This is a genomic window from Acinetobacter seifertii, from assembly GCF_000368065.1.
GTDB lineage: Bacteria > Pseudomonadota > Gammaproteobacteria > Pseudomonadales > Moraxellaceae > Acinetobacter > Acinetobacter seifertii.
In genome coordinates this window covers 1484224-1498859 of record NZ_KB851200.1, presented here as the reverse complement: position 1 = coordinate 1498859, position 14636 = coordinate 1484224, and the positions used below count along the sequence as shown (strand labels likewise).

The 14636-nt window shown below is 37.5% G+C and carries 14 protein-coding genes and 1 pseudogene; 6 read left to right on the top strand and 9 right to left on the bottom strand.

Annotated elements, in window-relative coordinates:
• Genes F985_RS14515 through F985_RS14495 form a run of 5 tightly spaced genes read right to left on the bottom strand, consistent with a single transcriptional unit; the run spans nt 1 to nt 5576 of the window.
• The gene (locus F985_RS14515) at nt 1-834 is read right to left on the bottom strand and encodes a MetQ/NlpA family ABC transporter substrate-binding protein (RefSeq protein WP_004702150.1); all 834 of its coding nucleotides are present in this window, start codon (nt 832-834) and stop codon (nt 1-3) included.
• Nucleotides 835-847: 13 nt separating this feature from the next.
• A complete protein-coding gene (locus F985_RS14510; RefSeq protein ID WP_004702148.1) occupies nt 848-1678 on the bottom strand; it encodes a MetQ/NlpA family ABC transporter substrate-binding protein in 831 nt (276 codons plus the stop codon).
• A 14-nt stretch (nt 1679-1692) separates the two neighbouring features.
• On the bottom strand, nt 1693-3105 hold the full coding sequence (locus F985_RS14505) for an LLM class flavin-dependent oxidoreductase (RefSeq protein ID WP_004702147.1): 1413 nt from the start codon (nt 3103-3105) through the stop codon (nt 1693-1695).
• The gene (locus F985_RS14500; RefSeq protein WP_004702145.1) at nt 3105-4328 is read right to left on the bottom strand and encodes an SfnB family sulfur acquisition oxidoreductase; all 1224 of its coding nucleotides are present in this window, start codon (nt 4326-4328) and stop codon (nt 3105-3107) included. Before F985_RS14500 ends, F985_RS14505 begins: the two co-directional genes overlap by 1 nt.
• 12 nt (nt 4329-4340) lie before the next feature.
• The gene (locus tag F985_RS14495; RefSeq protein WP_081401295.1) at nt 4341-5576 is read right to left on the bottom strand and encodes an SfnB family sulfur acquisition oxidoreductase; all 1236 of its coding nucleotides are present in this window, start codon (nt 5574-5576) and stop codon (nt 4341-4343) included.
• Between the two features lie 345 nt (nt 5577-5921).
• Here F985_RS14495 and F985_RS14490 point away from each other — a divergent pair, with 345 nt between their 5' ends.
• The 5 genes from F985_RS14490 to F985_RS14470 all read left to right on the top strand — a co-directional run bounded on the left by F985_RS14490 (nt 5922) and on the right by F985_RS14470 (nt 10492).
• On the top strand, nt 5922-6686 hold the full coding sequence (locus F985_RS14490) for a glutathione S-transferase family protein (RefSeq protein WP_004702140.1): 765 nt from the start codon (nt 5922-5924) through the stop codon (nt 6684-6686).
• 539 nt (nt 6687-7225) lie between these two features.
• Nucleotides 7226-8119: an amino acid ABC transporter substrate-binding protein gene (locus F985_RS14485; RefSeq protein WP_004702139.1), complete on the top strand. Its 894-nt coding sequence runs from the start codon at nt 7226-7228 to the stop codon at nt 8117-8119.
• Nucleotides 8120-8212: 93 nt separating this feature from the next.
• Nucleotides 8213-9055, top strand: a complete 843-nt coding sequence (locus tag F985_RS14480) for an amino acid ABC transporter permease (protein WP_004702137.1) — start codon at nt 8213-8215, stop codon at nt 9053-9055.
• A gap of 2 nt (nt 9056-9057) precedes the next feature.
• Nucleotides 9058-9735, top strand: coding sequence for an amino acid ABC transporter permease (locus F985_RS14475; RefSeq protein WP_004702135.1), 678 nt, complete (start codon nt 9058-9060; stop codon nt 9733-9735).
• 13 nt (nt 9736-9748) lie between these two features.
• Nucleotides 9749-10492: an amino acid ABC transporter ATP-binding protein gene (locus F985_RS14470; RefSeq protein ID WP_004702133.1), complete on the top strand. Its 744-nt coding sequence runs from the start codon at nt 9749-9751 to the stop codon at nt 10490-10492.
• Nucleotides 10493-10544: 52 nt separating this feature from the next.
• Here F985_RS14470 and F985_RS14465 read toward each other — a convergent pair whose 3' ends face one another.
• Entirely contained in the window at nt 10545-11861 is a 1317-nt protein-coding gene (locus tag F985_RS14465; RefSeq protein ID WP_212749718.1) for a DcaP family trimeric outer membrane transporter, read from the bottom strand.
• A 439-nt stretch (nt 11862-12300) separates the two neighbouring features.
• On the opposite strand from F985_RS14465, the gene F985_RS14460 reads away from it, so the two are divergent.
• Nucleotides 12301-12771 (top strand): Lrp/AsnC family transcriptional regulator, encoded by a 471-nt coding sequence (locus F985_RS14460; protein WP_002050132.1) that lies wholly within the window; start codon nt 12301-12303, stop codon nt 12769-12771.
• A gap of 43 nt (nt 12772-12814) precedes the next feature.
• Here the strand turns inward: F985_RS14460 and F985_RS14455 are convergent, their stop codons facing one another.
• The 3 genes and pseudogenes from F985_RS14455 to F985_RS25610 all read right to left on the bottom strand — a co-directional run.
• Complete coding sequence (locus tag F985_RS14455) at nt 12815-13564, bottom strand: YebC/PmpR family DNA-binding transcriptional regulator (protein WP_004702129.1); 750 nt, start codon at nt 13562-13564, stop codon at nt 12815-12817.
• A 162-nt stretch (nt 13565-13726) separates the two neighbouring features.
• Nucleotides 13727-14272 (bottom strand): 1-acyl-sn-glycerol-3-phosphate acyltransferase, encoded by a 546-nt coding sequence (locus F985_RS14450; RefSeq protein ID WP_004702127.1) that lies wholly within the window; start codon nt 14270-14272, stop codon nt 13727-13729.
• A gap of 192 nt (nt 14273-14464) precedes the next feature.
• Nucleotides 14465-14632, bottom strand: a pseudogene (locus F985_RS25610) (TetR/AcrR family transcriptional regulator); the annotation flags it as partial.
• Between the last annotated feature and the right edge of the window lie 4 nt (nt 14633-14636).

Sequence of the window (14636 nt, the reverse complement as noted above, 5' to 3'; positions counted from 1 at the left end):
TTATTTCCAGCCTTGAAACCACATACCTTTACCAAAGTCTTTATCCAGAATATCTTGTGCTTGTTTTGAGTTCTGGAATGCTTTAACAAAGGTTGCAAGTTTTTGGTTTTTATCTTGGTAATCGCGACGAGTCACAAACAAAATTGCATATTTTTTATCGATTGGATCTAAAAATAATGCGCTATGTGGGTCGGTTACCTTTGCCATTTTTAAGTAGTGCGGGAAGCCGAAAATTAAATCGACATCGTTATAGGCATGTGCTGTCTGTGGTCCTTCAACTTCAACGAAGCTCAGCTGTTTCGGATTATCAATAATGTCTTGAGTAGTTGAAAGTTCATTATTAATATCTTTAAGCTGAATTAAGCCAGCACGATGCAATAAAATTAAAGCACGGGCTAAATTAACCGGATCATTTGGAATAGCAACACGTGCATTTAAAGGTAAATCTTCAAGTGATTTATATTTTTTTGAATATAAACCCACATGACTTCCTGAACCCACACCAAATGCATGTAAGTCATAACCCGTTTCTTTAACAGCATTACGTAGAAATACGCTTTGCTGGAAAAAGTTTGTATCAATATCACCGTTTTGTACGGCAACATTGGGTGCTCGCCAATCAGAAAATTCAACGAGTTTGACATGAACGCCTTGCTTTTCTACTTCATTGGCAACGCTTTGTAATAGCTCAGCATAAGGCGGGCTAATGCCAATCGTTAAAACATCATCGGCTTGTTTATTTTTAATATAACGGTAACCGACAAGGCTCAGAACTACGATTAAAATCGTAATTCCGAGTAACCAAGGCTTATGCTGTTTGAACTGAATCGCCATAATCTTTCCGTTATTACTTCCAGCCAGGGAACCAAAGTTTTGGGCCAATCTCAGCATCTAACACAGCTTTAACTTTTGGCGAGTTTTGATAGATCTCAACAAATTTCTTTAATTTTTCGCCCTTATCCTGATAGTCATCACGCACTACAAACAAAATTGCATAACGTTTATTGGTATTGTCATCAAGTAAAAGCGCACTATTAGGGTCAGCTGTTTTTGCTAAACGTAAGTAATGTGGATAGCCAAAAGCCAAGTCAACATCATCAATTGCACGAGCAGTCTGTGGCCCCTCAACTTCAATGAATTGCAAGTTTTTAGGATTTGAAACAACATCTTTGAGTGCAGATAAATGGTTGTTTGAATCTTTAAGCGTAATTAATTTAGCTTGCTGTAAAAGTAGTAGTGCACGACCTTGATTCACCGGATCATTTGGGATGACTACGCGTGCGTTTTGTGGCAATTCATCTAAGCTTTTATACTTTTTTGAGTAAAGTCCCACATGTGAGGCTGCACCTACTGCAAATGCCTTTAATTTAAAGCCTGTTTCTTTAATTGCATTGTCTAAGAAAGGTTGATGCTGGAAAAAGTTCGCATCAATATCCCCATGATTTAAGGTAATGTTTGGTGTGTTCCAGTCAGAAAACTCAACCAGTTTTACATTTAAACCTTGTTTCTTTGCTTCATCTGCAGCAGCTTGTAAAGGTTTTGCAAATGGTGGACTAATACCAATCACAAGTTCATTTGAGCCACTTTGACGATGTTTATTCCATAAGAATAAAGCAACAAAAAGGACTACAACGACTAGGCCTACGCCTAGCCATTTTTTTGAGGCTGTTTGAGCCATGTCTATCTCCAAATTTAAGCGATTATTTCTTCAATTTTTGTTAAGTTTTTGCTGTTGTTATAGGGACTACATCGGAACGCTTGAACAGGGTGTTGTTCTGGTAATTGATCACCCCGATTAAATATTTTGTTCCGTAGTGAACCCATTTTATATGCAGTTTTATAGCGACCACGTTGCTGTAGTTCAGGAATAACCAAGCGAATAAAGTCGTGGTGAGACTCAGGTGCAACTGTACGTGTCAAATTAAAACCATCAATATCGGTCTCATCTAAAAGATGAATTAAGTATTCAGCAACTTCTTCGCCACTGCCCACGATGAGGGGATAACGACCACCTAAAACATGTTGAGCTTTTAAGTCATTTTTCGTGATTTGTTGTTCTTTAAATTTTTCGGTAATCGAAACAATACTGTTACTTTTTTGGTAAGGAATCGCTTCATCGTCGGCAAATTTACTTAAGTCGATGCCAGTTGAACTCGCATAATGCGCTAGGCCTGCTTCAGGACTTGCATACTGACGATATTCATTAAGTTTCTGTACAGCGAGATCATGTGTGTCGGCAACAACAACAGTTATACCGACAAAGACTTTAATGTCATCCGCTAAACGGCCTTGCTGTTCGGCAAACGCACGAATCTTTTTCACTTGTTCGCGTATTTTTTCGGGTTTGTCGCCACCAATAAATACACACTCAGCATGACGCGTCGCAAACTGCATACCTTTTGGTGAAGCACCTGCTTGAAACAGTGTCGGGGTGCGTTGCACAGAAGGAGACACCTGAAAAACACCTTCACTTTGGTAATATTTTCCGTGGTGGTGAATGGTGTGAACTTTAGAAGGGTCTGTAAAAACACGCTGTACTTTATCTTTTTTTACGGCGTCGTTTTCCCATGAACCTTCCCAATATTTATAGCAAAGCTCTAAAAATTCTTCAGCTTGTTCATAGCGAGCATCGTGGTCTTTTAAACCTTTTTGACCAATTAAGCGTTCGGCACTATCTAGATAACCTGTCACGATATTCCAGCCAATACGACCTTGAGTTAAATGGTCAAGACTCGCAAAACGGCGGGCAAATTGATACGGATGTTCATAGCTCAAGTTCACAGTGACCCCAAAACTCAAGTTTTGAGTAACTGCCGCCATAGCTGAAATAAGTGTAGATGGGTCATGGCTCGGAAGCTGAATGGACTCTTTTAAAGTCAGATCAATACCATTTTGATAGACGTCATACACACCTGTAATGTCCGCAATAAACAAACCATCAAATAAACCACTTTCTAAGGTTTTGGCTTGTTCTGTCCAGTAGCTCAGTTCATTAAAACGATGTGATTCATCACGTGGATGTGTCCATAAGCCATGATTGATATGTCCAACACAGTTCATATCGAATGCATTGAGTAAAATTTCTTTCGCTTTAAAATCTGCCATTATAATGTCCCCCGACGAGGCGGTAGAACACCGTTAAGAACATAGTTCCCAATAAAGTAATATTTCCATCGTGCAGCATCATGCAACGTATGTACGCGCGCATTGCGCCAGAAACGGTCTAGACCATCCTGTGACTGACTGCCACGACTTCCTGCAAGTTCAATGAGCTTAGAGGATGCTTTGAGTGCAATATCGCTACTATGAGCACGCACTTTGGCCACATCAATTGAAGCTTTTGCAATGCTTTCAGGTGTGGTTTCAATTTTTGCGGCATCAATTGATTGAGCAGCTTGTTTTAATAACACTTCACTTGCCCGTACATCTACGGCAATGCGTCCTAATTCATAAATCGTTAAAGGATCTTGGTTAGCCGTTTCTACATTTGAATCAATCCATGGGCGAGCTTGATGTACTCTTTGCAAGCTTTCTTCAAAGGCCGCCCGAGCAATGCCTACCTCAATTGATGCATGCATAATTTGGGCAAAAGGGCCCACTAAGGTTGGTTGTAAAAATGCATTATCAAAAGGAATAACATCATCTGCATCTACAAAAACCTGATCAAATTTAACTGTGCCGCTGCCTGTGGTTTTCTGCCCAAAGCCAGACCAGTCATCAACAAGTTTCAATCCTTGTGAACCACTTTTTACAAAGGCTAGGTATTCTCGACCCGCATCATCTAAAACTAAGGTTGGAATACGGTGAGCAAATAAACTTCCTGTGCAGTAAAACTTTTCACCCTGAATGAGATATCCATTTTCGTGAGGACGGATATTCGTTTGTTTATGAGTTGAAGTTTTAGTTTTAAACTCGGCAAGTGCATTACCAAAGCGAGTGCCATTTAAAACTTCGCCGTATAAACGTTGTTTTTGAGCTTCTGTACCAGTATTGCGCAATACTTCTAAAGCATAAAAATGATTTTGTGGAATTTGTCCGATTGAACCATCTGCACCGCTTAAAAGAGCAATCACTTTAGCAACGGTATGACTTGAAACTTCAGCACCGCCATATTGCTTTGGCACTGTAATTGCCCAAAGACCAGATTGGCTCAAAGCATCAATTTCGGTATACGGTAAAATTCGTTTAGAGTCTCGCTCAACTGCGGTTTTTTTAAATTGCTCAGCAAACTGTTTGGCAACTTCTAATGCTTCAGCATCATTTTGAATAATGTGTGCTTGGCCAGATGCCGATGTTTGCTTTGTTTGAACCGATTGATATGAAGTCATGACAATTTCTCCTTAAATCCAGGCATGGCGGGCAGGGAAATGACCATTAAGGTAATAATTGCCAATGGCATGTATTTTCCAGCGAACAGGGTCGTGTAAGGTATGTACACGGGCATTTCGCCAATGTTGGTCTAAATTGTGTTGGCTTAAGCTTGAACGACTACCGCCTAGTTCTAGTAGTTTTTCAGAGATTTGTAGAGCCGCATCATTGGCATAGACTTTTGCTTCAGCAACCAAAATTGAAGCTTTTGCTACCTGTTCATCAGTCACAGTCTGAAGTTGGTCAAGTTCATCTAAATATTCAGCAGCTTCATCAAGTAGTAAAATTGCAGCGTCGAGTAAAATATTTAACTTACCTACTTCTTGCAGGGTGTAATGTTCAAAGCTGGCTTTTTCAACATTTGCATCAATAATTGGACGTGCTTTATGAATAGTCGATAACGTATCTTCAAATGCAGCTTCCGCAATCCCAACATCAATGGCTACTTGTAATAACTGAGAATAGGCACCGCGATAAGTAGGGGCTTTAGTTAATAAGCGTTCATCAAGAATAAGTTCAGGATTAACTTCAACATGATTTAATTTAACCGTACCACTCGCTGTCGTACGCTGACCAAAACCATTCCAGTCATTAATGACTTCAATACCTTGAGCATCTCGATTCACAATCACTAAAACCACATGACCTTCGGGATGAACCGCTTTAATTGCGAGCCAATGCGCAAAACTTGTACCTGTCGAATAAAATTTTTCACCGTTTAATATGTATTTACCGTTTTCAATGGTAAGTGTGGTTTTTAGTGTTTTTGAGTCATGTGTATTACGTTCTGGTCCACCATTAGCAAGACGTTTGCCTGCCAATATTTCTGAAAAAATAAATTGTTTTTGTTGTTCTGTACCCAAGATTTCGACGAGGTTTAACAGACTAATTTGATTTTGTGGAATTTGACCAACATTGGCATCGCCTTTACTTAAAATACGAAAGACTTGAGCCAAAGTTTTATTGGACACAAAAGCACCGCCATATTTTTTTGCAATGCGAATTCCACCTAAACCTTTTTGACTAAAGCTTTCGATTTGCTCAAAAGGAAGTTGGCGTTGTTGATCACGTGTATTACGACCCTCTAAAGCAAAATCAGCCACTTGATAAGCAGCATTAATGGCTTGTTGATCATTTTGAATGACTTGGACGTATGCCGTCGTTTTAGATAGAGAATTAGACATAATGACACCTTGTATTGCTGTCATTACCTTACAAAAGAAATATTTTTCCACTAAACGAGGACTTATGCTCAGCTTATGAATAAAAATGCAAAGCACTTTTTTTGATTTTTAATAGATAAATATAGATATAGAAATTCATTATAAATCAATTAATTATAAAATTTATTGGTTGGGAAAATTACTAAACTGGTTTTAATATGAAAAAGAGCTATAAGTACGGTAAAAAAAGATATAAAAAATATAGACCTAACTGTCAGTGAAAAATGAGCACAATATCCATTGTTTTCATTAAAAATAGCTTCTAAAGTATCTATTTACCTAAGACGATTTTTGTACGAATAGTCAAATAAAAATAAACGTGGAGATTTTATGCGGGTTTTGTATCAGTTTCCTTTGTCTCATTATTGTGAAAAAGCTCGCTGGTTGTTAGACCATAAAGAACTTGATTACGTTGCACATAATTTGATTCCAGGCTTCCATCGTGCATTTGCACAACTCAAAACCGGGCAAAATTTATTGCCAATTTTGAAAGATGACCAACGTTGGATTGCTGAATCAACTAAAATTGCACTTTATCTGGATGATACTTATCCAGAGCATGTACTTTTGCGCCGTGATGAACAACTTCGTCAACAAACGCTCAAGATAGATAGCTTGGCAGATGAACTTGGTGTACATGTACGTCGTTGGGCACTTGCTCATACTTTAGCCCATGGCGACCATGCTTTAGAAATTATGATGGGTGAGCAAGGTTACTTACGCCAGTTTGAAAAAATATCAAAACCTTTCCTCAAAACTTTAGTAAAGAAGAACTATAAGCTTGAAGAGGAGCTAGTAAGTCAGTCAAAAGAGCGTATGGATGAACTTATAAATGAGTTGAATCAGTACCTCATCGAAAACCAAGCACGTTATATGGTTGGAGACCGCTTAAGTCTCGCCGATATCTCAGTATGTTCTATGCTTGCACCTTTACTTGAAATAAAAGGTACACCATGGGAATCCGAAGAGGATGAAGAGGTGTCGCCAGAGTGGAGCAATTATCAGAAAGCTTTACTTGATTTGCCCCTTGGACAATATGTTTTAAGAATATATCAAACAGAAAGAAATGCACGTGTTGATTGGCGAGGCATTTAATCTATAGGTTTTCTAAAAAAGCTCGAAATAAATCGGGCTTTTTTTATATTTGTAGAAATATTTTAATTGTAAAAAACATGACTATAAATTTTATAAATGAATTTTATTAAAACATTTTTATTTATTATTTTGAGGTTGGTTTTGTTTTTAAATTACAAACTTAGACTTTTAGTCTAAATGCCTAATAAAATTAATTTTTCTTTTTATTAATAAAATAGTTTTTCTAAAAACAGTTTTTAGAAAAAATTAAGCCACTTTATTGTGCATGTGTTTACAATGTAATCAAAAATTGCCACATTTAAGTGTAATTAGATGAGCTTAATAATAGACAGAAGATTAAAATATAGATTAAAGTAGAAACATGTGAGCAGTTTTAAAGGTATTAACTCTGCGAAACAGATAAATAATAAGTGAAGCAAATGGATGAAGTCCTACTTGGAAAAGTTGGCTCGATAATTGCAATTTAATAATAAATCACTTTATTTCTCTATAAGAATGATTCTGTAGACAAATAGAGGAATGATCATCAAGGAGTTCTTATGAAACGTTCTGCAACCTCTCTCATTGTTTCAACAATTATGCTTTGTACGGTTGGTGCTACTTCTCAAATACAGGCAGCAGACACATTAGCAAAAATCAAAAGTACTGGAAAAATCGTTATTGGTCACCGAGAATCATCCGACCCAATTTCATACGTTGTTGGAGGTAAACCAGTAGGTTATGCAGTCGACATTTGTAACCAGTTCGCAAATGATATTAAGAAAGAATTGAAAATGCCTGGTTTAAAAGTTGAATACAAGGCAGTCACTTCATCAACACGTATTCCTGAGCTTTTAGCAGGAAATATTGATATGGAATGTGGTACGACTACAAACTCTAAACAGCGTCAGCAACAAGTTGGTTTTTCAACGAACTACTATGCAACAGAAGTGCGCATGGCTGTTAAAGCAAACTCTGGTATTAAGAGTCTAGCTGATTTAAATGGTAAAGCAGTTGTTACGACTCAAGGTACAACATCTGACAAGTACATTAAAATGAATGAAAAAGGTCAGTCACTTAATGTACAAAACATTTATGGTAAAGACCATTCTGACTCATTTGCCATGATGGCATCTGGCCGTGCCGCAGCATTTGTAATGGATGACAATATCTTAGCTGGTCTAATTGCTAAGTCATCTACACCAAAAGCATTCGCAATTGTAGGGCCAGTACTTTCGTCAGAACCTTATGGCATCATGATTGCTAAAGATGATCCAAAATTTAAAGCAGTTGCCGACCGTACCGTAAATAATTTATGGAAAACTGGTCAAATGGACGCTTTATATAAGAAATGGTTCTTATCTCCAATTCCACCAAAAAATACTAATTTAAATATGCAGCCAAGTGCATCTTACAAAAAGCTTAAAGCCCACCCAACAGATGCAGGGATCTAACACGTTCCTTTTGTCCTAAATTTACTTGTGCAAGTGTAAAATCTCATTTGCACAAGTGGTCTATTTTCTAAGATATTCATTTAAGGGGCAAACATGTCAGTCGGCTCGCTAAACTGGACTATATTCTGTGCGGAGTCTAATGAATATGGTGTCGATAAAGCCGCATGGGCAGAATCAGTTTGTAAAGTCATTGGTAGCTCTAGCTACAATGCTTATTCTGAGGCGCCCACATGGTTACAAATGTTAGGTTCTGGTGTCTTTACTATGGTATGGACTGCTGTTGTAGCCTTTCTTATCGCATTTTTATTAGGTTCTCTCCTCGGGGTAATTCGTACTTTACCCAACAAACCGCTTGCATTTATCGGCAACTGTTATGTCGAAATATTCCGTAATATTCCTTTAATTGTACAGTTATTCTTCTGGGCTTTTGTATTCCCAGAGTTCTTACCAGATAGTTTAAGTGCCGGAAGTGGAGACGTTGTAGCAGGTGGATGGTGGAAAAACCTTCTAAATCATCATCCTGCTGTTATTGGTGTTTTTGCTTTGGGACTATATACCGCAGCACGTGTTTCTGAGCATGTAAGAGCGGGGATTAACACAGTTTCTCGCGGACAAAAGTTCGCAGCTTCTGCAATGGGTTTTACAACGGCGCAAAGTTATCGTTATGTGATTTTACCAGTTGCATACCGTACTGTATGGCCAACCATTACTTCAGAAGCAATGAACGTTTTTAAGAACTCAGCGGTTCTATATGCGTTAAGTGTTTTGAACTTCTTCGCTTATACCAAAACCATGCGAGAAGAGACTTCTCAGGACATTATCATTCTTATTCTGTCTACACCGGTTTATTTAATCATTACCTACACCATTAAATTTGTGATGGCATGGATTGAAAAACGTATGGCTGTACCAGGTTTAGGTTCGGGAGGAAAATAATTATGGATTTTTCTCTATTACATAATCCTGATGTTATTGCTGCACTCAAAGAAGGTTTTATCTTCACGCTTACGGTAACGGTACTTGCGATGATGGGAGGGATCCTGATAGGAACTCCATTGGCAATGATGCGTTTATCTAACAGCGCAATCGCAAGTAACTTTGCGAAGTTCTATGTCGATCTATTTCGTGGTATTCCATTAATTCAGGTCATCTTTATTTTCTATTTTTTGTTGCCGAAAATATTTGAGTTTCAATCAGATACTTATTGGGGGCCATTATTTTCGAGTGTTGTGACCTTTGCGATTTTTGAAGCTGCATTTTTCTCGGAAATTGTACGTTCCGGTATTCAGTCTATTTCAAAAGGTCAGGTCAATGCAGGCTACGCTTTAGGTTTCACCTATGGTCAATCTATGCGTTATGTGGTGTTACCGCAGGCCTTCCGTAATATGCTCCCAGTATTACTTACTCAAACCATTATTCTCTTTCAGGATGTGTCATTAGTCTATGTGATTAGTGCACCAGACTTCTTAGGTCGTGCAGATACACTGGCTAATACCTATGGTCCTGAAACAAAAGCAACATTCTACTTAATCGTCGCTGTGGTGTATTTCTGTAGCTCGTTTGTACTATCGCAATTAGTCAAACGCTTACAGAAAAAAATTGCCATCATTCGCTAATTGGAGATTTTAAATGCCAATGATAGACATCCAACATATCTCTAAATGGTATGGTGATTTTCAGGTTTTAACAGATTGCACGACGAGTATTGAAAAAGGTGATGTCGTTGTTGTTTGCGGGCCATCTGGTTCAGGAAAATCAACGCTCATTAAAACCGTAAATGCTTTAGAACCATTTCAGCAAGGTGACATTATTGTTGATGGGGTTTCATTAAAAGATCCAAAAACTGATCTTGCAAAATTCCGTTCTCGCGTAGGAATGGTGTTTCAGCACTTTGAACTTTTTCCGCACATGACAGTTTTGGAAAATTTAACGATTGCTCAAGTGAAGGTATTAAAACGCTCAGTTGCTGAAGCTCGTGAAAAGGGACTTAAGTATCTGGAACGAGTTGGGTTACTTGCGCATAAAGATAAATTTCCAGGACAACTTTCTGGTGGACAACAACAACGTGTTGCAATTGCTCGCGGGTTATCTATGGACCCAATCTGTATGTTGTTTGATGAACCTACTTCGGCACTCGACCCTGAAATGGTAGGAGAAGTGCTTGAAGTGATGGTACAACTTGCAAATGAAGGTATGACCATGATGTGTGTTACTCATGAAATGGGTTTTGCTAAACGAGTATCGAACCGTTTAATTTTCATGGATGAAGGCAAAATTCTTGAAGATTGTCCAACCAATGAATTTTTTGATAATTTAGAGGCTCGTCACGAGCGCGCTAAACTTTTCTTAGAGAAAATTCAGGCAATGCATTAATTGTGACAATAAAAAAAAGAGCCTTTAAAGGCTCTTTTTTTATATCTAGCTTTTAGAAATTATATTTAGCAAGTAAATTTATACGTGAGTAATCGCCTTTATCACCTGCAAATGTTTCACGCTGGCCGTAAGTGTATTCTGCACCTAAGTCAATGTTCTTAACTGGGTTCCAGATTAAATTAACCAGCGCATTATAAATTTCTTTGTTATAGCTGGTGTTATTTAAATTAGTATTAGCGTATGTGCTGTTATCTTTATACTGAACTCCACCAATTGCGAAAGTAGAACGTAATATTGGATTCCATTTGCGTTGATAACCAATAACAGCGCTATCAAATTCTCCTAAGTTGATATCTTGACTAACTGTGTCGTATGCATAAGCAGAGTTGCTATAAGATAAATATCGACCATCGCCTTTAACATGGTAGTAATTCGCCATAACACTATCTTGAGGGGTAATATCATACTTTCCGCCTATGCCGACACCCCAACCAAATTTTTCTTCAGATGAACTATCTTTAGGTGCGACACGGTTTTCGTGAGCAAGCCCATGAAGTTGTAATAAGCCTTTATTATCGGCAGTTTTAAAATCATAACGCGTTGTTAGAGCAGGGAAACGGCTTCCACCCGCAACATTTCCTACTTTTTCAACATCGCCACCTTCTAAAGCAAATAAGATTTTTTGTTGCGCATCAATCGGCTGGGTATAGCGGACTTGGACGGTACGGGTTGTTCCTGTGCCCACTGCACCTGTAAAGTCTAATGTTTCTGGAGATGTATCGGTATTTACGAAAGGTGAAGTCGTTTGACCTGCTAACCATTTACCTAAAGACATATAAGCATGGCGTACACGGAAAGTTCCACTGCCATTGTCGCCATTACCCCCCATAAAGTCGGCTTCAATTTTTCCGGTTAAATCACCATATTGGGTAGGTCGAAGAATATCTAGACCAATACGTGTAGTTGCAGCAGATACATTTAAAGAATCTTGTCTTGGATCATCTTTATTTAATGGGTAATTGGCTGCATTTGAAATGCTTCCATTTGAACCTTTAAAGTCATAAGTTGCATCTACTCGTACGTTTCCATAGAGCTTAACTTGAGTTTGCCCATCAGGCATTTGCATCCATCCAGGTTTGCCTTGTGGAGCAGGTGGATTTGCCACAGTTGCAGTTTGTGGAGCTGCTGGAGTATTAGCTGCAAGTGCTATTTTTTGCTGACTTGATAATTGCTGAACCAGTTGTTTTAATTCACCGACCTCTTTGCGTAAAGCATCTACTTCTGCATCAGTAGCAGCATGGGCTGGCACCATTATACCTGTTAGGCTAACAGCACTCATGGCAAGAACTAAAGTTTTGATTTTTTTCACAGGTATTCCCCACATCGGATATAAAATTTTTCCAATATCTGCATATCAAAAACAGTGCCAACTTTTTTAAATTATGAAAAGTAACTGATTTTATTTAGAAAATACTTATTATTCTTAAATAACATATTGTTTTACTAATGTGTTAAATGAAAAGTTGAATGGATATAAGGCTATAAACTATTGCAAGTGCGCTATAAACGTCATACCACTGCACAGTTAGCAGGCACAGTTAGCAGGCACAGTTAGCAGGCACAGTTAGCAGGCACAGTTAGCAGGCACAGTTAGCAGGCACAGTTAGCAGGCACAGTTAACAGGCACAGATTTGAGTCAACATATTGAAGTAAAGCTTAATTCTTTTTTTAATCGTGTTTGATTTTTAACGTAGACTTGGCTTTAGGATATACTGTTCACTTATAAAGAGTACTGATTGGAGAAAAGAATGGAGTTAGACCGTTTTGATAAACAAATTCTGGAAATTTTGTCTCATGAAGACCTGAATTTGAATGAGCTCTCAGAACGGATTAATCTTTCAGTTAGCTCTGTTCATCGCCGCATTAAGCACTTAATTGAAGCTAATATCATGGGACAGCTTAAAAGAGAAATTAACTTTAGCAAATTGGGTTTTACCTTGCATATTTTGCTACAAGTCTCTTTAAGTAAACATGATAGCGAGACCTTCGATAAATTCCTTTCTGAAATTGAAGCTATTCCTGAAGTTACAAATGCATTTTTAGTCACTGGTCAAAGTGCCGATTTTATTCTTGAATTGGTCGCACGTAATATGGATGACTACAGCGAAATTTTATTAAGACGGATTGGTAAAATTGACAATGTCGTCGCTCTACATTCGAGCTTTGTGATTAAAGAGTACAATGTGTTTAACTGTTATAACTTATTAAATAAGCTATAAAAAAACGCACCAATCGGTGCGTTTTTTAATTTCAATGTTTGGTTTAAGCATCTAATTGAGCTAAAACTTCATCTGAGAATTCAACGTTTGTATAAACGTTTTGTACATCATCAAGATCTTCAAACATATCGATCATTTTGAGAATTTGTTTTGCTTGGTCAACATCTGTAATTTCAGCTTTGGTTGAAGGGCTCATTACAACTTCAGCATTATCAGATTTTAAGCCTGCAGCAGCAAGAGCATCTTGAACATCACCAAAAGTTTCTGGTGAAGTAATGACTAAAATTTCATCTTCTGAAACTTCAATATCTTCTGCACCTGCTTCTAGAGCAACTTCCATGATTTTATCTTCTAAAGAGACATCTTCAAAAGTAATTTCACCACGCTTAGTAAATAGATAAGATACAGAACCCGCAGTTCCTAAATTACCATTTGTTTTACTAAAACAGTGACGTACATCTGGTACTGTACGGTTTAGGTTATCTGTCATTGTTTCAATAAGAACAGCAACACCACCAACGCCATAACCTTCGTAAGTTACTTCTTTTAAATCATCATTATCTTCACCACCCACACCGCGTTGAATTGCACGGTTAATGGTGTCACGTGTCATATTGACAGAAAGTGCTTTTTCGACAACAGCACGAAGGCGAGGGTTACTAGCAGCATCTCCACCACCAAGTCTGGCAGCAGTCACAATTTCACGAATATATTTAGTAAAAACTTTACCGCGACTTGCATCTTGTTTAGCTTTACGATGCTTAATATTGGCCCATTTAGAATGACCCGCCATGGAAGTGAACTCCAAAAATTAAAAAATGCAAAAGTGCCAGAATATTATCATAGGCATGGTTTTCTTGAAAACTGTTGTCCTATGTTTTGTTAACCAATTAAGCACGCTTTGAGATTCTAAATTTAGCTAAAAAAATAGACTCGAAGTTTGTGACTAAATTGGTTAGCTAATCTTTACATCAATATTATATTGCGCATAGAGTTCTTTAATTGTTTCAAGATCCTTTTGCAAATCTGAAGGGTAAATTTTGCCTAAAATACCGCCTTTTTTTGTTCTTGCATTTGCGTACATCAGTACGATTGGCACATTAGCAGCTTTAGCAATATGCCAGAATCCAGTACGGATAGGTCTGCGTTCAGATCCATCTTTTGCACGTGTTGCTTCAGGTGCAATGACTAGATTAAATGTATCGTGACTTTGAAATTTTTCGACCATTTGGGAGACAATATCTTTACTCGCTTTTCGATCTACAGGTATTCCACCTAGTTTCTCAAGAATAGGCTTCATTGGACCTTTGAAAAGTTCCTTTTTTATTAAAGTATGAATTTTTAGGTCTAACACTTGAAACAGAGCAATAGATAAGATTGCATCCAAATTGGAAGTATGCTCAAAACCAATAATAACTTGTTTTTTCTCAAGAATTGTAGGATCTACATCATAGGTCCAACCAACTGCTTTAAAGATAGAATTGCCTAAAAACTTTTTCATAGAGATATGGGAGACAATAAGGATGCGGAATTCTAATATGAGTTTGTCCAAAAAGGTAGAAAATTATCACTGCAGTAAATTTCATTTATTTTAATATTAATACTCAATAAACTTTATATTTATTAGTGCTATATTTTAACTAGTCAATATAAAAATATATAATATATTGGTTTGAGATTAACTTTTATCAGTTCAACTAAGATTTTCAGTTTTAATTAAATACTCGATATATTGCCATTTTTTGTTAGGATCAATCAAATCTTTATCAATCGTTCCATCAATGATAATCCCATCAATAACTGAGATAAGCATATGGGTAAGCGGAGTAGGGTTTTCAATACCAAGCTCTACTAATAAACTAGGC